The following is an 18,449-nucleotide window of genomic DNA, read 5'->3' as shown; positions in this document are numbered from 1 at the left end:
CGCGACCGAAACAGAGCTGGTTCATCCGTTCACCTAGGTGAAACGCCGCAGGCTCACGGATGAAACACCGACTGGCGAACCTCATTGCAGGCTCGTTCGCCGCTTGCTGGCGGAGCCCGATGATGAGGAGGAAATTGCGGTGGCCTTTCCCGTAATCGGCGCACCTGACGCCGGCGACACCGCATGGATGCTGACCAGTTCAGCACTCGTGCTTTTGATGACACCCGGTCTGGCGTTCTTCTACGGCGGCATGGTCCGCTCGAAGAACGTGCTGAACATGATCATGATGAGCATCAGCGCGATGGGCGTCGTCGGCGTCCTCTGGGCGCTGTACGGCTTCTCGATCGCGTTCGGCGAGGACAAGGGCAACCTGTTCGGTGACCCCGCCCAGTACTTCGGCCTGAAGGACGTCTTCGGCGGCACGTACCTGGCCAGCACCGACGACGCCGGGGTGACCACCCCGGCCGGAATCCCGCTGGCGGGCACGATCCCGCTGACGGTGTTCGTCGCCTTCCAACTCATGTTCGCGATCATCACGGTCGCGCTGATCTCGGGCGCGGTGGCCGACCGCCTGAAGTTCGGCGCCTGGCTGCTGTTCACCGCCGTGTGGGTCACCGTCGTCTACTTCCCGGTCTCGCACTGGGTCTTCGCCTTCGACGGCATCACCGCCGAGACCGGCGGCTGGATCGCCAACAAGCTCGACGCCATCGACTTCGCCGGTGGCACCGCCGTGCACATCAACGCCGGTATCGCCGGCCTGGTTCTGGCCATCGTGCTCGGCAAGCGCAAGGGCTGGCCGCAGACCCCGATGCGCCCGCACAACCTGCCCTTCGTCATGCTCGGCGCGGGCCTGCTGTGGTTCGGCTGGTTCGGCTTCAACGCCGGTTCGGCCGTGGGCTCCAACGGCATTGCCGGCGCTACCTTCCTGACGACCGCCATCGCCACCGCCGCCGCCATGCTGGCCTGGCTCTTCGTCGAGAAGCTCCGTGACGGGCACGCCACCTCCCTCGGCGCGGCCTCGGGCATCGTGGCCGGTCTGGTCGCCATCACCCCGGCCTGTTCCTCGGTGAACGTGATCGGCGCGCTGGCCATCGGCATCGTCTCGGGTGCGCTGTGCGCCCTGGCCGTGGGCCTGAAGTTCAAGTTCGGCTTCGACGACTCGCTCGACGTGGTCGGCGTCCACCTGGTCGGCGGTATCGTCGGCACCCTGATGGTCGGCCTGGTTGCCGCGCCCGAGGCGCCGACCCCGGCCCTCATGGGAATCAAGGGCCTGTTCTACGGCGGCGGCGCGGATCAGCTGATCAAGCAGGCCGTGGGAGCCGGTGCGGTACTTGCCTTCTCGGGTGTCGCCACTCTCATCATCGCCCTCGCCATCAAGTTCACCATCGGTCTCCGGGCGGACGAAGAAGCCGAGTTCGTGGGCTTGGACGAGTCCGAGCACGCGGAAACGGCATACGATTTCGCTGCTGTGGGTGGATCGGCACGGACCGCCCTCGTCAAGGAGGCATGACGCATGAAACTGGTTACCGCAATCGTCAAACCGTTCACGCTCGAGGACGTGAAGTCCGGGCTGGAGCAGGCGGGCGTGCTCGGCATGACCGTGAGCGAGGTCCAGGGCTACGGCCGGCAGAAGGGCCACACCGAGGTTTACCGAGGTGCGGAGTACTCCGTCGACTTCGTCCCGAAGGTTCGGGTCGAGGTGGTCGTGGACGACGCCTCCGTGGAGAAGGTCGTCGAGGTGATCGTCGAGGCCGCCCGCACCGGCAAGATCGGCGACGGCAAGGTCTGGGTCACCCCGGTCGAGGCCGTCATCCGGGTCCGCACCGGTGAGCGCGGGTCGGACGCTCTGTAAAGAGGTACTGACGAGCGGCGGCCCCGCTCCCTCCGGAGACAACGACCGGCGGGAGGGGGCCGCCCCCGTGTGGGGACCCGCTCGGAAAGACCAGGCGCCGATCCGAATTCGGCGCCGACAGGTTCCGCCGCAGCGGGGACCGACGAACTGAATCAAGATTGGTGGTGGGTTGGTGTGGGATTCCAGCAGCAGCGCGACGAGAAAGCCGGGGAGAAGGTCTCCAATGGCGCTTCGGATCTGGTCCGGGCCCGCAACCAGCTGATCGCCGACCACAATGCCAACGGCAAGTCCTCCCGGCTCGAGCCGGAGGCGCTGCGGCAGGCGCTGGTGGACCTCTACGAGCTGTGGCTGACCACCAAGGGCCACGAGGTCGGCATCACCGCCGACAGCGGTCTGGCCATTGTCGCGGTGGGCGGTCTGGGCCGCCGCGAGATGCTGCCCTACTCCGACCTGGATCTGGTGCTGCTCTACGACGACGTCGACCCCGCCAAGGTCGCCGAGGTCGCCGATCAGCTCTGGTATCCGCTGTGGGACGCGCACATCAAACTCGATCACAGCGTGCGCACGGTGCCGCAGGCCCTGCGCGTCGCCTCCGACGATCTGACCGCCGCCCTCGGCATGCTCGAGGCCCGGCGCATCGTCGGCGATGAGGGCCTGAGCAATCTGCTGATCAGCGGCGTGCGCCGGGACTGGCGGTCCGGAATCCGGTCCCGCTTCGACGAACTCATCGCGCAGGCCGAAACCCGCTGGCGGCGAAGCGGAGAGATCGCGCACCGCGCCGAACCCGATCTGAAGGCCGGGCGCGGCGGGCTGCGCGACATCCAACTGCTCGACGCCCTCGCCATCGCACAGCTGACCGACGCCATGCCGGGGCTCGGTCCGGATGTGCCCGGCGGCGGGCTGAAGCAGGCGCATCGCCGGCTGCTGGACGTGCGCACCGAACTGCATCGGGTGGCCGGACGCGCGCGGGATCAGCTGCGCGCCCAGGACGCCGACGAGATCGGGGCCGCGCTGCGCATAGGCGACCGGTTCGATCTGGCCCGCACTCTGAGCGATGCGGCGCGCACGGTCAGCTATTCGGTGGATGTCGGGCTGCGTACCGCTGCCAACGCGCTGCCGCGGCGCGGGCTCGCACGACTGCGCCGCGTCCCGGTGCGACGACCACTCGATGAGGGGGTGGTCGAGCACTCCGGTGAGGTGGTGCTGGCGCGCGATGCCCGCCCGCAGCGCGATCCCGGGCTGATCCTGCGCGTGGCCGCGGCCTCGGCGCAGACCGGATTGCCCATGTCGGCGACGACGTTGAACCGGCTCTCCGAGGACGCGCCCGAGCTGCGCGAGCCGTGGCCCAAGGAGGCGCTCAACGATCTGCTGGTGCTGCTGGGCGCGGGCCGCGGCACCATCGACGCCATCGAGGCGCTGGATCGAACGGGTCTGTGGGGCAGGCTGTTTCCGGAGTGGGGCGTGGTGCGCGACCTGCCGCCGCGCGATGCCATGCACACCTGGACCGTGGACCGCCATCTCATGGAGGCGGTCGCGCAGGCCAGTGCGCTGTCCACCCGGGTCGCACGGCCGGACCTGCTGCTCATCGGGTCGCTGCTGCACGATATCGGCAAGGGGCGCACGGAGGATCACAGCGTGGTCGGTGCGGAACTGGCCACGTCCATCGGGCGGCGGCTGGGGCTGTGGCCCTCGGATGTGCAGACGCTGTCGGCCATGGTGCGGCATCATCTGCTGTTGCCCGACACCGCGACGCGCCGCGATCTCGCCGATCCGGACACCGTGAAGATGGTGGTCGACGCGCTCGACGGCAATGCCGAACTCCTCGAACTGCTGCACGCGCTGGCCGAAGCCGATTCCCTCGCAACGGGTCCGGGTGTGTGGAACGACTGGAAGGCCTCGCTCATCGGGGATCTGGTGCGTCGCTGCCGGATTGCCATGGCGGGCGGGGAAGCGCCGCAGCCCGAACCGATTCCGGACGAATTGCGGCAGCGGGCCGAGGCCGGTGGGGTGCATGTGGAATTGCGGCACGGTGAGGGCCGCTACACCCATATCGTGACCGTGGTCGCGCCCGACCATCCGGGGCTGCTGTCGGATGCGGCGGGCGTGCTGGCGCTGCATTCGCTGCGGGTGCTCTCGGCCGATCTCGCGAGTGTCGGGAAATCGGCCATCGATACGTTCACGGTCGTGCCGCGTTTCGGTAATCCGCCGGATCCGGGTCTGCTGCGCCAGGAATTGATCCGGGCCATCAATGGCGATCTGGATCTGGTGGCGGTGCTGGCGCGCAAGGAACGCGAGGCGGGCGGTACGCAGCCGAGTCCGTTCGCGCAGGCGCAGCCGCGGATTCTCTGGCACGAAACGGCCGAACCGGGCCGGGTGCTGCTGGAATTGCGGGCCGAGGATCGGATCGGATTGCTCAGCCGATTGGCCAAAGCGCTGTCCGATTCCGGGGTGAATGTGTGCTGGGCGAAAGTCACGACCCGCGGTTCCGCGGTCGATGACACCTTTTCCCTCGATCTCGGCGCTTCCGACACACCGCAGCGACGCGCCGAAATCGAGGCGGCCCTGCTGGCTGTGGTACCACCGCAACTACCGAAGAAAACTCCCGAATCGGACACAGAAAACGGATCAACCAGGGTTTTCTGACCGATCGCCAGGAAGCGGGATTAACTGGCAAACCGTACGTTTGCCAGTTAATCCGATTGTTGCGAGCAATTTGCTGAAATACCGATCAGGTGACCGGCGCCACACTCTACGATTCGCTTCAGCCCATGCTGTCGCGAGCACGAGGGGAGTGGTTCGGTGGCAATTGAAGTGGTCTCCGCGTCAATGATGACGAGCGATTCGACCCAGCACATCGCCCGCTGCGTGGGCGGCGACCGCTGGGTCGTCTCCTGGTTGCCCGGCCGCACCCTATCCGGTCAGCAGGCGGTCACCGCCATGACGATCGCCTCGACCGTCGCCGATCACACCCCCAGCGACGCCGAATGGGTCATGCTCGACGGCCTGGCGCTGGGCCTGGGCCTCACCGCTCGCGAAGCCGTCGGCATGGTCCGCACCGAGAAGCACGACCTGCGCAGGCCCCGCCGCCCCGGTCTCGACTGAAAACCATCCCCTCCCTTGGCCTGTGTCTCATCACTTCGGCACGCCCACTACCCTGGTATTCGAGTGTGACGTCCCTCGAGATCAGGAGCGCGATCGGTGTTCGAATCCCTTTCCGACCGGTTGACCGGTGCCCTCAAGGATCTGCGCGGCAAGGGGCGCCTGTCACCGGCCGATATCGACGCGACCGCGCGCGAGATCCGGCTGGCCCTGCTCGAGGCCGACGTGGCGCTGCCGGTGGTGCGCAGCTTCATCGCCAAGATCAAGGAGCGCGCCAAGGGCGCCGAGGTCTCCGCGGCGCTGAACCCGGCCCAGCAGGTCGTGAAGATCGTCAACGAGGAGCTGATCGGCATCCTCGGCGGCGAGACCCGCCGCCTCCAGTACGCCAAGAACCCGCCCACCGTCATCATGCTGGCCGGTCTGCAGGGTGCCGGTAAGACCACCCTCGCGGGCAAGCTCGCCAAATGGCTGAAGGGCCAAGGACATCAGCCGCTGCTGGTCGCCTGCGACCTCCAGCGCCCGGGCGCGGTAACCCAGCTTCAGGTGGTCGGCGAGCGCGCCGACGTGCCGGTGTTCGCCCCGCACCCGGGCACCTCCATCGGCGGCGGCGACAACCCGCTCGGCATCTCCGCGGCTGATCCGGTGAACGTGGCGCAGGCCGGTATCGCCGAGGCCAAGCAGAAGCAGTACGACGTGGTCATCGTCGACACCGCCGGCCGCCTCGGCATCGACGCCGAACTCATGGGCCAGGCCGCGGGCATCCGCGACGCCGTGCAGCCCGACGAGATCCTGTTCGTCCTCGACGCCATGATCGGCCAGGACGCGGTCGCCACCGCGCAGGCCTTCCGCGACGGCGTCGGCTTCACCGGTGTCGTGCTCACCAAGCTCGACGGCGACGCCCGCGGTGGCGCGGCGCTGTCGGTGCGTGAAATCACCGGCCAGCCCATCCTTTTTGCCTCCACCGGCGAAAAGCTCGAGGACTTCGACGTCTTCCACCCCGACCGCATGGCCTCCCGCATCCTTGGCATGGGCGACCTGCTCTCGCTCATCGAGCAGGCCGAACAGGTCTACGACGCCAAGCAGGCCGAGGAAGCCGCCCGCAAGATCGGCTCCGGCGAACTGACGTTGGAGGACTTCCTCGAGCAGATGCTCGCCATCCGCAAGATGGGCCCCATCGGCAACCTGCTCGGCATGCTGCCGGGCGCCGGCCAGATGAAGGACGTCCTCGCCCAGGTCGACGACAAACAACTCGACCGGGTCCAGGCCATCATCCGCGGCATGACCCCCGCCGAACGCGCCAACCCCAAGATCATCAACGCCTCCCGCCGCCTGCGCATCGCCAACGGCTCCGGCGTCACGGTCACCGACGTCAACCAGCTCGTCGATCGTTTCTTCGAGGCGAAGAAGATGATGGGCGCCATGAGCCGCCAGTTCGGCCTCCCCGGCGCCGGTGGCCGCAACAAGGGCAAGGGCAAAGGCAAAAAGGGCAAGAAGGGCGGCCGCGGCCCCACCCCGCCGAAGGTGCGCGGCGGCTTCCCCGGCATGCCGGGTATGCCCGGTATGGGCGGCATGCCCGACCTCTCCAACCTCCCCGCCGGCCTCAACGAACTGCCCCCCGGCCTGGAAGGTTTCGACCTCTCCAAGCTGAACTTCCCGAAGAATTAGGACCCCCGAGGGGTACGGAAGCGGCCCCGTCGCACTCGCGACGGGGCCGATCTCTGTTCTAGCGGCGACGTTCCAACGCCGCCCGGATCAGGTTCCGGGCGATCTCACCTGAAACGGATTGTCCCGCCAGGGTTTTGAACGCACGGCCGTAGGTTGCGATCTCGCGCGGCTGGGTGATGGTCAGCTCTGCGGCTGTCCCTTCGACCATGACGAGACGGTTGTCGAACATGGCGAAGTTGGTGGAGACCACGAGCGCCTCGGCGGTGGCCGGAACGATTCCGAGGGCCACCCGAGGCATCCCGATGATGGCGGCCAGCCTGTCGAGTTGGCCGCGCATCACCACGTCACTGCCAACGGTGGTGTAGAGCGCCTGCTCGGCAATGAGGAAGTGGAATCGGTGGTCACGCTGGTAGAGGATCCGTTGCCGTTCCATGCGTTTGCTCACCGCTGCGTCCAGATCATCGGGGGCCTGGTGAAACTCCATGCCCCGCCGTAGTTTCGCCTCGGCGTATTCCGCGGTTTGCAGGAGGCCGGGGATTATCTGCGGCTGATAGTCGCGGATCACTGTCGCTTCGGCTTCCAGCCTCAGCGCCTTCTGCTGCCGACGTTGGAGGCCGGTGCCGAGGATGCGCCGCCATTCGACGTAGGCGGCGTCGATGGTGTGCAGGGTGGCCAGCAGGTCGGCGAGCTGATCGGCCGCCCCGGTGTGTTCGCAGTAGGCCCGGATATCGGCGTCGGTGGGCGTGATGCGCCCGTATTCGATTTTCGAGACCTTCGATTCGTGCCAGCCGGCCGCACCTGCCAGCGCGCGGCCGGTGAGCCCTGACCTGCGGCGAAGCTCTCGCAGCCGTGCCCCGAGAGCTTCCTGTGCGTCGTAGACGTTGTTCGTCACCGGTGGACGTACTCGACGTATGGGATGGCAACGGCCCAGAGCCGCTCGCGTACGCCGTGGCAGTAGGCTACGACGCCCGGATCCGTGGTTACCGCCAGCCCGGCCGGTTTCCCCGCGTCGGTCACCAGGTGCCCGGCCAGCGTGAAGGTGCCCCGTCCGGTATCGGACATCGTGGCACCGATGAACGTGTCTTCTTCAGCGAACCCCGTTAGCAAGTGCGGTATTTCGACGATTTCAGGCTTTCCGGTCCACTACCCCTGCACCAGGTAGGTGTCGCGATCGGTGAGGTACAGCGACGGGCACTGTCCTACGTCCGACCCGCCTCTGCCGAGGAATGTAAGGCGCATCGTACTGCCCCCTCTTCAACGGTGTGCGCGAGTTTTCCCGCGCACAACCCATGATCTCTCGGTCTGCCCAGAACTATGCGCAGCTGAAAGATTTTCAGCAAAGTCGAGCACACTACGTGCCCGTAGACGCACCTCCTCTCTAGCTTCGACTCAGGTGCTCGGAGCCGGTGCGGCCGACCCGGCCCCGAACTGCTTCACCACCGACAAGGGGCTGACATGACCAGGCGCAGAAGGATTTACAGCTTTCCCGGCGGGGTCTTGGAGACCAACGACTACGGCGACGGCAACGCCGGAGGCGTCTATGTGGAGTCATGCAGGATGGCTCAGCTCTGGGACCAGGCCGAGATCCGGCGGCCCGCCGACCGGCTCGGCTACGACGTTCATCCAGCCCGCAGGTTGGAACAGTCGTGATCGCACCGGGGGTCTGCTCATGCATCGCCTACGCGCCGACGTTCAGCCCCGGAGCCTGCGGGGCCGATGTCTGGGTTGTGCTCAGGAGGGATTCCGGCGGATGGTGCGGGTGATGCCGAAGGCGGTGGGGGACAGGGTTACTCGCAGAGCGCCGCAGGCGCAGCGGGTGTAGGTGACCGTGCCTTCCGAGGTGGGGTGGCGGGAAATCGTTTGGAATGGGCGGGCGGTGGGCCAGCCGCAGTGTTCGCATTGTTCGTCCGCTGCCATGGGTCCAGTGTCGGTAGCGGGATTAGGGTGGGTCCATCGAATATTTTCGCAGCGAATCGTATGGGAACGTCGCATGATCGATCCTCGGTTGCATACTCTGCGGATGCTGCGCGAGCAGGGGACGGTTACGGCCACCGCGGGTGCGCTGCATCTCACGCCGTCCACGGTGTCGCAGCAATTGCGCACGCTGGCACGGGAACTCGATGTGGAGCTGTTGGAACAGGTGGGGAGGCGGGTGAAGCTGACCGATGCCGCGCACGCGCTGTTGCGGCACGCGGATCTGCTGTTCGCCCAATCCGAGAGTGCGCGTGCCGAATTGGCTGCCCACCGTGCGGGGATGGCCGGGGTGCTGCGCATCAGCTCCATGCCCACCGCGCTGGCGGCCCTCATCGCGCCCGCCGCAGCCCGGTTGCGCGACCAGCATCCTGGGCTGACTGTCGAGCTCATCGAGGACGAGTCCAGTCACTGCTTCGAGCTGCTGCTGGCGGGTGACAGCGATATCGCCGTCGTCCTGCCCTCGCCCAGCAGCCCGGCCCCGGGCGACCTGCGCTTCGAACAGCGCAATCTGCTGGCCGAACCCATGGATCTGGTCGTCCCCGTGGGGCATCCGCTGGCCGGGCGCACGGGCGTCACCTTGAGTGAGGCGGCGGGCGAACCCTGGATCACCGGCCGCGAACGCATCACCCACCGGCTGGTGGTGTCGGCCGCCTGCGCCGCCGCCGGATTCACCCCGCGAATCGCCGGGCAGGCAGTCGATTTCACCGGAGTCGCCGCCATGGTCGCGCACGGTTTCGGCGTGAGCCTGATCTCGCGCCTGGGAATGATCCCGCCGGAGTTGGCAGTGGTGCGGGTGCCGCTACACGGCGAGCCGATTCCCATGCGCCGGCACCTGACCGTGGTCCGCCGGGGCGGCTACGAGCATCCCGTGATCGCCGAGGCGCTGCGTGTGATCCGCGCGGTCTGCCGAGAGCATCCGGGCGTCACCCTGCTCGACAGCTGAGGGGTGTGCCCCGGCGACACGCCCCTTGCGGCCGTGGGGGACTCTGGACTGTAGTGGACCATGGTTTGTATCGAGACACGATGCGTGTGGCGAGGAGGCCGATATGCGTCTGCATTTCCGTGGAGTGGTGCTGCCGGGTGAGGAGGTGCGCGATCTGTGGGTGCATGACGGCGTGATCTCGTTCGAGCCGGTCGCGCGGGCCGAGACCGTGCACGCGTCCGGGTGGATCGTGCCCGGGTTGGTGGACGCGCACTGCCATGTCGGCATCAAATACGGTGGGGGAGACGAGGATCGGGACGGGGCGATCGCCCAGGCCGAGGTGGAGCGGGATGCGGGCGCGCTGCTGCTGCGCGATGCCGGGTCGCCCATCGATACCCGGTTCATCGACGAGCGTGCGGATCTGCCGGAGATCATTCGCGCCGGGCGGCATATCGCGCGGCCCAAACGCTATATCCGGGAACTCGGCATCGAGCTCGACGATGAACGCGATCTGCCGGAGATCGTCGCCGAGCAGGCCCGGCGCGGTGACGGCTGGGTCAAGATCGTCGGCGATTGGATCGACCGCACTGTCGGCGACTTGGCTCCGCTGTGGTCCGATGCCGTTCTCAAGGAGGCCATCGATGCCGCTCACCGCGAGGGTGCCCGCGTCACCGCGCACGTCTTCGGTGAGGACGCCCTCTACGGCCTGCTCGGCGCGGGCATCGACTGCATCGAGCACGGCACCGGTCTCACCGACGAGACCCTGGAAATGATGGCGGCCCACGGCACCGCCCTGGTCCCCACCCTCATCAATATCGACACCTTCCCCGAAATCGCCGACAGCGCAGGCAAATTCCCCGTCTACGCCGCCCACATGCGCGACCTGCACCGCCGCTCCCGCGAGACCGTCGCCAAGGCGCACGACGCGGGCATCCCCGTCTACACCGGCACCGATGCCGGCGGTTCGATCAAACACGGCCGCATCGCCGACGAGATCGCCGCCCTGTACGGTGCGGGTTTCTCCGGCCACGATGCCCTCGGAGCCTCCTCCTGGAACGCTCGCACCTGGCTCGGACGCCCGGGTATCGAACCCGGTGCCCAAGCGGATTTCGTTGTCTATCAACAAGATCCACGCCTCGCCCCGGAGGTTCTGGCCACCCCCTCCTGGGTGGTGCTGCGCGGCCGCGTCTACGACCGGCGCGACCCGGTGACCGGTTACCGCTAGGCCGCTCTCACCTGTGCTGACGGTGTCGCCCACGGCCTCTACGATCAAGATCTTCGCGCCAGCGGAGGCCACGTGTGCGATACCGAGAACCGGGGTGGGACAACCTTGCACGACCAGTCGAACGACCGTACCCAGCGGCCGGGAGAGCCGCCCGCCGATGCCTACTGGCAGCGCCCGCCCGGCCCTTCGCACGGCGTGACCGGAATGCCCTCCGGTGAACCGTCGCAACAGATTCCGGCCGGTGGGCACGCGTGGCAGGGTGCGCCCGGGATGCCGTCCGGTGGCCCGAACCCGGGCGCGGGGTTGTTCGCGCCGGTGACGTATCCGCCGCCGGGGCAGGGAAATCTGTTCCCGCAGGGGCAGATTCCGCCGGGAACGGTGCCGGCGGACGGGAAGCGGCCGCTGCTGCGGGGGTGGGTGTGGGCCGCGCTGGTGGCGGTGATCGTGCTCGGGGTGTCGGCGGTGATCGGGGTGCGGGTGCTCACGCGGGACGAGCCGGTCGCTTTTCCGGTGGGCAACTGTGTGTCGCTGGAGGCCGCGACCCCGGTCGAATACGGTTGTGCGGACAGTAAATCGCTGTACCGCATCGTGGGCCGCGAGGATCTCGTGCTCCCGATCGAGTCGGTGTGCCGGGATTACAACGATGCCACCAAGGCCGTCGCCGCGCCCGCGCAGGCGGACACGGTGCTGTGTCTCGCGCCGACGCGGTTCCACAAGACCGATCCCGGCGCTTTGCTGCCCGGCGACTGTGTGGATGTCAAGGGTGCGGGTGACTCGATCACCTCGGTGCCGTGTGATTCGACATCGTTGCCCGCCAAAGTGGTTGCCGTCGAGGTGCATCCGTATCCGATGCCGGTGAATTCGCAGGCGTGCAAGGACGTTGCCGCGGCGCGGCTGGCGTTCGCGCAGGCGTCGCTGGTGTTCCGGGCGGTGGTCGTCTGCGCGGTGCCCACCGATCCGAAGGATATGGACAACGCACAGGTCGGGGATTGCGCGTCGCGTGATGCCATGGCCTTGGTCGCGTGCACCGACGCGGGCGCGTCGGCCAGGGTGCTGTCGGTGCAGACCCGCACTGAGCAACCGGCCAAACCGGAGTGTTCGGGTGTGCGCGGGGCGAACGCGGCGTTCACGACCTCGAGCGACAAGACCGATTTCGTGCTGCTGGTGTGCATGGGGCCGGCCGATCAGAAGAATTCGCTGTACGCGGTGGTCGGTGAGTGCCTCGGCAGTGACAACACCGCGTCGCGGTCGGCGTCGAGCACCCGCCGGGTCGACTGCTCGGATCCGGCGGCCAAGTATGTGGTGTCCGAACGGATCGATTCCGAGAATGCCGAGTGCGAGACTCCCGCGAAGCTCTCGTATGCCCCGGGGGTGACGCCGGGTCTCACGATCTGTCTGGCCCGCCGGTGACGTTTGCGATTCCGCCCCGCGAAGCAAGTGAATCGGTCATGCTTCACATGTTTGTCGTATCGACCTGATGAGGTGAAGACCATGGGTTCCGTCGAGGGGCTGCTGACCGGGATATTGGCCGGACTGATCGTGAAGCTGCTCACGTCCGGGAGTTCGGGCGGCAGCTCGCGCCACTGATCCGCGTCCGCGCGTACCCGACAGCCCATCGGAAATCCGGTGGGCTGTCCGCGTGTCCGGGCAAGGGGCGATTTTTTCGCCCGCGACCGGTCTGGCAGAATGGACGACCGTCCTCCTCCGAGGACAGTGTCAGCCCGTCTCCGGTTACGTACCGCGCGGCGGTCACAACACTCAACGCAAAACCGGGCCCACCCCGCGTGGGCTGCTGAATTGCGGCCGTGACCAACCAATTGAAAGAGGCACAGCACATGGCTGTTCGCATCAAGCTGACCCGCATGGGCAAGATCCGCAACCCGCAGTACCGCATCGTCATCGCCGATGCCCGTACTCGTCGTGACGGCCGCGCCATCGAGTCCATCGGCAAGTACCACCCGAAGGAAGAGCCCTCGCTGATCGAGATCGATTCCGAGCGCGCCCAGTACTGGCTGTCCGTCGGCGCCCAGCCGACCGAGCCCGTGCAGCGTCTGCTGGAGATCACCGGCGACTGGCAGAAGTTCAAGGGCCTGCCGGGCGCCGAGGGCACCCTGAAGGTGAAGGCCGCCAAGCCGTCCAAGCTGGACCTGTTCAACGCCGCGCTGGCCGCCGCCGACAACGAGCCGGTCGCCGAGGCCGTCACCCCGAAGAAGAAGGCCGCCAAGAAGGAAGAGGCCGCCGAGGCCGACGCCGCTGAGGCCACCACCGAAGCCGCCGAGTAAGCATGAGCGCCGTAGTCGCCGATGCCGTCGAGCACCTCGTTCGCGGCATCGTCGCCAATCCGGAGGACGTCCACGTCGAGCTGATCACCAGCCGTCGTGGCCGGACGGTCGAGGTGCACGTGCACCCGGATGATCTGGGCAAGGTGATCGGTCGCGGTGGTCGCACCGCGACCGCGCTGCGCACCCTCGTCGCCGGTATCGGCGGCAAGGGTATTCGCGTCGACGTGGTCGACACGGACCAGTAGATGGAACTGGTCGTCGGTCGGGTCGCCAAATCGCACGGTGTGCGTGGCGAACTCGTCGTAGAAGTCCGCACCGACGAGCCGGAACTGCGGTTCGCGGCAGGCAACACCCTCACGGGCAAGCTGCCGCGCGCCAAGCAGACGCAGAAGTTCGAAGTGGAGTCGGCCCGGGAGCACTCGGGCCGGCTTCTGCTGCGTCTGGATGGCGTGAACGACCGCACGGCCGCGGATGCGTTGCGGGGCATGCTCTTCGTCGTCGACACCGCGGACCTGCCGCCGTCGGAGGATCCGGACGAGTACTACGACCACGAGCTCGAAGGGCTGCGCGTCGAACTCGGTGACGGAACCGTGGTCGGCACCGTGCGTGAAGTCCTGCATTCCGCTGCGGGAGAACTGCTTTCGATCAAGGCGTCCGAGGCGTTCCCGCCCGCGGGCCGAGAGATCCTGGTGCCCTTCGTGACTGCGATGGTGCCCACGGTCTCGATCGCCGACGGGCTCATCGTCATCGATCCGCCCGAGGGCCTGCTGGACGCGGAGTGAGCGCGATGCGTATCGACGTCGTCACCATCTTCCCCGAATACCTCGAGCCGATGCGAACGGCCTTGCTGGGCAAGGCGATCGACAAGGGCATCCTCGAGGTCGGCGTGCACGACCTGCGCGATTGGACGCACGACGTGCACAAGGCCGTGGACGATTCGCCGTACGGCGGCGGGCCGGGCATGGTCATGAAGCCTGTCGTGTGGGGCGATGCCCTGGATGCGGTGTGCCCCGACGAAGCGCTGCTCGTCGTACCCACGCCCGCCGGTGTCCCCTTCACCCAGCGCACCGCCGAACGCTGGTCCACCGAGAAGCACATCGTCTTCGCGTGTGGCCGCTATGAAGGCATCGACCAGCGCGTCTTCGACGACGCAGCCCGCCGGGTGCGCGTCGAAGAGGTCAGCATCGGCGACTACGTCCTCATCGGTGGTGAGGCGGCGGTGCTCGTCATGACCGAGGCGTTCGTCCGTCTGATTCCGGGCGTGCTCGGCAATCAGCAATCTCACGAACAGGATTCGTTCTCCGACGGTCTCCTGGAAGGCCCGTCCTACACCCGCCCGGTCTCCTGGCGTGGCCTCGACGTTCCCGAAATCCTGCTCTCCGGCAACCACGCCAAGATCGACGCCTGGCGCCGTGAGCAGTCCCTCCAGCGCACCCGCGAGCGCCGCCCCGACCTGCTCCCCGACGAGCAGTAACCGGACATCCCGGACGCATTCGCGGTCAGCTCTCCCCTTTCCGCCCCCAACCCGATAGATTCCGGACGCTGCTCATAGCGATCAGACATCACTCCGGGTTGAAAGGTGGTTGGAAGTGCTTCGTCAGGCCCTCGCAGTCGGCATCGTCGCCACTGCCATGCTGGGATTCGGCAATGCGGTCGCCCACGCGTTCACCCCACAGGACGAACTCCGCTTCGCCCTCTTGGACGAACAACGCGAATCCGATGCCTACAAACAGCTTTCGATAAGCCTCGGCCACAAAACCTGCACCGAGATCGAACGCGCCCCCGGCCGCAAAACGGCCCTCATCGCCTTCGACCGCCAGCACCCCGCCACCAATGTCGGCCTCAACGGCATGACCGCCACCGAAATCGACATCCTGGCCTACTGCCCGGGCCGCATGCTCGAGCCCTGACCGCTATCGCCTCGGTAGGACAACGAACTCGCCCTTGCGGCCCTTGACGATCGCGCCCACGGGGCTGCCGCGAGCTTCGTTGTCGGCGGTTGACCGCCTCGGGTTCGAGGTGGCGACCTCACCCGACGGCGCGCTATTCGGCTGGGATGACGGCGAATTCACCGTTCTTGCCGGGAATCAGCGCACCCCATGATTCGACGGTGAACAGCCCCGAGAGCCGCTCGACGCCCATGCGCCGGGTGGGTTCCTCGCCCTGCGCCGTGACGCCCGGACCCAGCACCACGGTGCGCTCGCCGGACCGAAGATCCAGGGTGACAAGCCAATTGATGAAACCGCCCTTCCGCGTAGGCCCACAGTGCGGCCATGTCCGGCAGCGGCATCGCGCACCCGAGCGTAGCGGGGTCGACGGACCAGCGTTGCGCGCCGGTGTATGCGTCGAAACGGACGAAATGATTGTTCGAATCGTCGGTTTCGAACCATTCATCGGACGGCGTCGACCACAGTTCACGACCGGAATCGGCCGCGTACGCCACCCGGCCCTGCTGGTTCTGCCACTTCACCGTCAGCACATGTCCGGCGTCCGCGATCCAGACCCCGTTCTTCTCCGGCGCGGTATCCGGCCGCCGCACAGCCTATTTCGTCTTCCCCGTGAGTGGGTCCGCGCCGGAGAGCGCACCATCGGCGACCAGGTAGAGCCCGTCCGCGGTGGTGCCGATCGCATCATGCGCGCCGATCCGCAGCGACTCGACGGCCGGCAGATCGAGATTCGGCACGGCCGGCTCGGCGGCATTCTGCACTGCCGTGCCGGAATCGCACGCGGCCACACCGGCCACCAAACCGATTGCCGCCAAAGCCCGCAGCGAGAGAGCTGCCGCGCGCCGCCAGGGCTGATCTGTCGAGGTCGGAGAACGCACATGCCGATCTTGTCAGCTCAGTGACACGCCCCTGCTCGAGGGTGTGGCGAAATACTGCGCCGAGTCCGTCACCACCCCGTCATCGCGCGCCGGTAGTGTCTGCGGGCGTGACGACAGCCTCCGAAACCGTCAACGCAGAGACCACTGGTGCCGAGAGCACTGTCCGCCTGGCCAGCGTGAGCCGGCGCATCGCCGATGAGCTGAGCGTGGGCGAGGGACAGGTGCGCGCGGCCGTCGAGCTATTGGACGCCGGATCGACCGTGCCGTTCATCGCCCGGTACCGCAAGGAGGTCACCGGCGGGCTCGACGACGCGCAGCTACGCACGCTCGACGAGCGGCTGCACTACCTGCGGGAAATGGACGAGCGGCGCGGGTCGATCATCGAATCGGTTCGCGGGCAGGGGAAGCTGACCCCCGAGCTGCACGCGCAGATCATGCTGGCCGACACCAAGGCCCGCCTGGAAGACATCTACCTGCCGTTCAAGCCGAAGCGGCGCACCAAGGCGCAGATCGCGCGCGAGGCCGGGCACGAGCCGGTGGCCGACGCACTGCTGAACGACCCGACCACCGATCCCGCACAGTACGACGCCGAACAGCTCGACGGCGCCCGCGCCATCCTGGTGGAACGCTTCGCCGAAGACGCCGACCTGGTGGGCGAACTGCGCGAACTCATGTGGGAGCGCGGCCAGATCACCTCCACGGTGCGCGCGGGCAAGGAAGAGGCGGGCGCGAAGTTCGCCGACTACTTCGAGTTCAGCGAACCGTTCAGCAAGCTGCCCTCGCACCGGATCCTGGCGCTGCTGCGCGGCGAGAAGGAAGAGGTGCTCACCCTGCACCTCGAAGCCGACACCGAGGAACCCGAGGACGGCGAGCGCACCATCTACGAGGGCCGCATCGCCTACAAGTTCGGCATCGCCGAGCAGGGCCGCGCCGCCGACAAGTGGCTGCTCGACACCGTGCGCTGGGCATGGCGCACCAAGCTCCAGGTGAGCCTGGGCATCGACACTCGAATGCGGTTGCGGCAGAGCGCCGAACGCGACGCCGTCGACGTGTTCGCGGCCAACCTGCGCGACCTGCTGCTGGCCGCCCCGGCCGGCACCCGCACCACCATGGGCCTGGACCCGGGCTATCGCACGGGTGTGAAGGTGGCCGTGGTGGATTCGACGGGCAAGTGCGTCGCCACCGAGGTCATCTACCCGCACAAGCCGCAGGGGCAGACCGAGAAGTCCCTGGCAGTGCTGGGCGCACTGGTCGCCCGCTTCAATGTCGAGCTGATCGCCATCGGCAACGGCACCGCCTCCCGCGAGACCGACGCCCTTGCCGCCGAACTCATCTCGCGCATCCCCGAGAACAAGCCCACCAAGATCGTGGTCTCCGAAGCGGGCGCCTCGGTGTACTCCGCCTCGGCCTACGCCTCGCAGGAACTGCCCGATATGGACGTGTCGCTGCGCGGCGCGGTCTCCATCGCCCGCCGCCTGCAGGACCCGCTGGCCGAACTGGTGAAGATCGACCCGAAGTCCATCGGCGTCGGCCAGTACCAGCACGACGTGTCCGAAACCCTGCTCGCCCGCTCGCTGGGCGCGGTCGTCGAGGACGCGGTGAACGCGGTCGGCGTGGACGTCAACACCGCCTCGGTGCCGCTGCTGTCCCGCGTCTCCGGCATCGCCACCTCGCTGGCGGAAAGCATTGTGGCACACCGCGACGCCAACGGCCCCTTCCGCAGCCGCGCCGCCCTCAAGGACGTTCCGCGCCTGGGCCCCAAGGCTTTCGAACAGTGCGCGGGCTTCCTGCGCATCCGCGGCGGCGACGATCCGCTGGACACCTCCTCGGTGCACCCCGAGGCGTACCCGGTCGTCCGTCGCATCCTCGACGCCAGCGGCCGCGGCATGCAGGAACTCATCGGCAACACCACCGTCCTGCGCTCGCTGAAGCCCGCCGATTTCACCGATGAGAAGTTCGGTGTCCCCACCGTCACCGACATCATCAGCGAACTCGAGAAGCCCGGCCGCGACCCGCGCCCCGAATTCAAGACCGCCGAATTCGCCGCCGGCATCGAGAAGGTCGCCGACCTGAAGCCCGGCATGGTCCTCGAGGGCGTCGTCACCAATGTCGCCGCCTTCGGCGCCTTCGTCGACGTCGGCGTCCACCAGGACGGCCTCGTCCACGTCTCCGCCATGTCCCACAACTTCGTCAAGGATCCGCGCGAGGTCGTGAAATCCGGCGACGTGGTGAAGGTCAAGGTCCTCGAGGTCGACGTCCAGCGCCAGCGCATCGGCCTGTCCCTGCGCCTGGACGACGAGCCCGGCGCGGCCAAACCCGAACGCGGCGAAGGCCGTCCGCGCGGCGGCCAGAACCAGGGCGGCGGCCCCCGCGGCGACGGCCGCCCCCGCCAGGGCGGCCAGGGCGGTCGCCAAGGCGGTCAGGGCGGCCAGCGCCAGGGCGGCCAAGGTGGTCGCGGCGGAAACGACCGTCGCAGCCAGTCCGCGCCCAGCGGCTCCATGGCAGATGCCCTGCGTCGCGCGGGATTCGGCAAGTAACGACCCCCGGCCGGGTGGCAATAAGCCGCCACCCGGCTTCGGTCGGCTGGGATCAGGCTGTAGCCGGGC

General features: G+C 67.7%; 20 protein-coding genes. 15 read left to right on the top strand and 5 right to left on the bottom strand.

The window, feature by feature from the left end:
• Window positions 1-187 precede the first annotated feature (187 nt).
• The 5 genes from H0264_RS32455 to ffh all read left to right on the top strand — a co-directional run bounded on the left by H0264_RS32455 (window position 188) and on the right by ffh (window position 6,616).
• Window positions 188-1,510, top strand: coding sequence for an ammonium transporter (locus tag H0264_RS32455; RefSeq protein ID WP_181585992.1), 1,323 nt, complete (start codon window positions 188-190; stop codon window positions 1,508-1,510).
• Window positions 1,511-1,513: 3 nt separating this feature from the next.
• The gene (locus H0264_RS32450) at window positions 1,514-1,852 is read left to right on the top strand and encodes a P-II family nitrogen regulator (protein WP_067711303.1); all 339 of its coding nucleotides are present in this window, start codon (window positions 1,514-1,516) and stop codon (window positions 1,850-1,852) included.
• Window positions 1,853-2,026: 174 nt separating this feature from the next.
• A complete protein-coding gene (locus tag H0264_RS32445; protein WP_181581077.1) occupies window positions 2,027-4,495 on the top strand; it encodes a [protein-PII] uridylyltransferase in 2,469 nt (822 codons plus the stop codon).
• 156 nt (window positions 4,496-4,651) lie between these two features.
• The gene (locus H0264_RS32440) at window positions 4,652-4,954 is read left to right on the top strand and encodes a hypothetical protein (RefSeq protein WP_231084602.1); all 303 of its coding nucleotides are present in this window, start codon (window positions 4,652-4,654) and stop codon (window positions 4,952-4,954) included.
• A 96-nt stretch (window positions 4,955-5,050) separates the two neighbouring features.
• Entirely contained in the window at window positions 5,051-6,616 is a 1,566-nt protein-coding gene (gene ffh / locus H0264_RS32435) for a signal recognition particle protein (protein ID WP_181581076.1), read from the top strand.
• Between the two features lie 58 nt (window positions 6,617-6,674).
• Here ffh and H0264_RS32430 read toward each other — a convergent pair whose 3' ends face one another.
• Complete coding sequence (locus H0264_RS32430) at window positions 6,675-7,508, bottom strand: helix-turn-helix domain-containing protein (protein WP_181581075.1); 834 nt, start codon at window positions 7,506-7,508, stop codon at window positions 6,675-6,677.
• Complete coding sequence (locus tag H0264_RS32425; RefSeq protein WP_181581074.1) at window positions 7,505-7,678, bottom strand: DUF6879 family protein; 174 nt, start codon at window positions 7,676-7,678, stop codon at window positions 7,505-7,507. The genes H0264_RS32430 and H0264_RS32425 overlap by 4 nt, the downstream gene beginning before the upstream one ends.
• A 393-nt stretch (window positions 7,679-8,071) precedes the next feature.
• Here H0264_RS32425 and H0264_RS32420 point away from each other — a divergent pair, with 393 nt between their 5' ends.
• Window positions 8,072-8,266, top strand: a complete 195-nt coding sequence (locus H0264_RS32420) for a hypothetical protein (protein ID WP_181581073.1) — start codon at window positions 8,072-8,074, stop codon at window positions 8,264-8,266.
• Between the two features lie 81 nt (window positions 8,267-8,347).
• Here H0264_RS32420 and H0264_RS32415 read toward each other — a convergent pair whose 3' ends face one another.
• Complete coding sequence (locus H0264_RS32415; RefSeq protein ID WP_181581072.1) at window positions 8,348-8,533, bottom strand: hypothetical protein; 186 nt, start codon at window positions 8,531-8,533, stop codon at window positions 8,348-8,350.
• Between H0264_RS32415 and H0264_RS32410 the strand changes: the two genes are divergently transcribed.
• The 8 genes from H0264_RS32410 to H0264_RS32375 all read left to right on the top strand — a co-directional run bounded on the left by H0264_RS32410 (window position 8,532) and on the right by H0264_RS32375 (window position 14,929).
• On the top strand, window positions 8,532-9,533 hold the full coding sequence (locus tag H0264_RS32410) for a LysR family transcriptional regulator (RefSeq protein WP_420832005.1): 1,002 nt from the start codon (window positions 8,532-8,534) through the stop codon (window positions 9,531-9,533). The genes H0264_RS32415 and H0264_RS32410 overlap by 2 nt on opposite strands.
• A gap of 103 nt (window positions 9,534-9,636) precedes the next feature.
• Window positions 9,637-10,737 carry an amidohydrolase family protein gene (locus tag H0264_RS32405; RefSeq protein ID WP_181581070.1) on the top strand — a complete coding sequence of 367 codons (1,101 nt, stop codon included), beginning with the start codon at window positions 9,637-9,639 and terminating at the stop codon, window positions 10,735-10,737.
• A gap of 105 nt (window positions 10,738-10,842) precedes the next feature.
• A complete protein-coding gene (locus H0264_RS32400) occupies window positions 10,843-12,147 on the top strand; it encodes an LppU/SCO3897 family protein (RefSeq protein ID WP_181581069.1) in 1,305 nt (434 codons plus the stop codon).
• A gap of 425 nt (window positions 12,148-12,572) precedes the next feature.
• Window positions 12,573-13,019 carry a 30S ribosomal protein S16 gene (gene rpsP, locus H0264_RS32395; RefSeq protein ID WP_181581068.1) on the top strand — a complete coding sequence of 149 codons (447 nt, stop codon included), beginning with the start codon at window positions 12,573-12,575 and terminating at the stop codon, window positions 13,017-13,019.
• Between the two features lie 2 nt (window positions 13,020-13,021).
• Window positions 13,022-13,264 carry an RNA-binding protein gene (locus H0264_RS32390; protein ID WP_181581067.1) on the top strand — a complete coding sequence of 81 codons (243 nt, stop codon included), beginning with the start codon at window positions 13,022-13,024 and terminating at the stop codon, window positions 13,262-13,264.
• The gene (gene rimM, locus H0264_RS32385; protein WP_181581066.1) at window positions 13,265-13,801 is read left to right on the top strand and encodes a ribosome maturation factor RimM; all 537 of its coding nucleotides are present in this window, start codon (window positions 13,265-13,267) and stop codon (window positions 13,799-13,801) included.
• Between the two features lie 5 nt (window positions 13,802-13,806).
• Window positions 13,807-14,493, top strand: coding sequence for a tRNA (guanosine(37)-N1)-methyltransferase TrmD (gene trmD, locus H0264_RS32380; protein ID WP_181581065.1), 687 nt, complete (start codon window positions 13,807-13,809; stop codon window positions 14,491-14,493).
• Window positions 14,494-14,608: 115 nt separating this feature from the next.
• The gene (locus tag H0264_RS32375) at window positions 14,609-14,929 is read left to right on the top strand and encodes a hypothetical protein (RefSeq protein WP_181581064.1); all 321 of its coding nucleotides are present in this window, start codon (window positions 14,609-14,611) and stop codon (window positions 14,927-14,929) included.
• Between the two features lie 133 nt (window positions 14,930-15,062).
• Here the strand turns inward: H0264_RS32375 and H0264_RS32370 are convergent, their stop codons facing one another.
• Both H0264_RS32370 and H0264_RS32365 read right to left on the bottom strand, forming a co-directional pair.
• Window positions 15,063-15,212, bottom strand: a complete 150-nt coding sequence (locus H0264_RS32370) for a hypothetical protein (RefSeq protein ID WP_181581063.1) — start codon at window positions 15,210-15,212, stop codon at window positions 15,063-15,065.
• A gap of 349 nt (window positions 15,213-15,561) precedes the next feature.
• Entirely contained in the window at window positions 15,562-15,843 is a 282-nt protein-coding gene (locus H0264_RS32365) for a hypothetical protein (protein ID WP_181581062.1), read from the bottom strand.
• Window positions 15,844-15,950: 107 nt separating this feature from the next.
• Between H0264_RS32365 and H0264_RS32360 the strand changes: the two genes are divergently transcribed.
• Window positions 15,951-18,380 carry a Tex family protein gene (locus H0264_RS32360; RefSeq protein WP_181581061.1) on the top strand — a complete coding sequence of 810 codons (2,430 nt, stop codon included), beginning with the start codon at window positions 15,951-15,953 and terminating at the stop codon, window positions 18,378-18,380.
• Window positions 18,381-18,449 lie beyond the last annotated feature (69 nt).

It is taken from the genome of Nocardia huaxiensis, from assembly GCF_013744875.1.
In the GTDB taxonomy this organism is placed as follows: Bacteria; Actinomycetota; Actinomycetes; order Mycobacteriales; family Mycobacteriaceae; genus Nocardia; species Nocardia huaxiensis.
The sequence above is the reverse complement of the archived record's forward strand: the minus strand, read 5'-3'. Positions and strand labels throughout refer to the sequence as shown.

Excerpts from the sequence above, each read along its gene's own strand:
- H0264_RS32405 (WP_181581070.1), top strand. The coding sequence starts at position 9,637 with ATGCGTCTGCATTTCCGTGGAGTGGTGCTGCCGGGTGAGGAGGTGCGC.
- H0264_RS32420 (WP_181581073.1), top strand. The coding sequence starts at position 8,072 with ATGACCAGGCGCAGAAGGATTTACAGCTTTCCCGGCGGGGTCTTGGAG.
- H0264_RS32455 (WP_181585992.1), top strand. The coding sequence starts at position 188 with ATGCTGACCAGTTCAGCACTCGTGCTTTTGATGACACCCGGTCTGGCG.
- H0264_RS32450 (WP_067711303.1), top strand. The coding sequence starts at position 1,514 with ATGAAACTGGTTACCGCAATCGTCAAACCGTTCACGCTCGAGGACGTG.
- H0264_RS32390 (WP_181581067.1), top strand. The coding sequence starts at position 13,022 with ATGAGCGCCGTAGTCGCCGATGCCGTCGAGCACCTCGTTCGCGGCATC.
- rimM (WP_181581066.1), top strand. The coding sequence starts at position 13,265 with ATGGAACTGGTCGTCGGTCGGGTCGCCAAATCGCACGGTGTGCGTGGC.
- rpsP (WP_181581068.1), top strand. The coding sequence starts at position 12,573 with ATGGCTGTTCGCATCAAGCTGACCCGCATGGGCAAGATCCGCAACCCG.
- H0264_RS32425 (WP_181581074.1), bottom strand. The coding sequence starts at position 7,678 with ATGTCCGATACCGGACGGGGCACCTTCACGCTGGCCGGGCACCTGGTG.
- H0264_RS32410 (WP_420832005.1), top strand. The coding sequence starts at position 8,532 with ATGGGTCCAGTGTCGGTAGCGGGATTAGGGTGGGTCCATCGAATATTT.
- trmD (WP_181581065.1), top strand. The coding sequence starts at position 13,807 with ATGCGTATCGACGTCGTCACCATCTTCCCCGAATACCTCGAGCCGATG.
- H0264_RS32415 (WP_181581072.1), bottom strand. The coding sequence starts at position 8,533 with ATGGCAGCGGACGAACAATGCGAACACTGCGGCTGGCCCACCGCCCGC.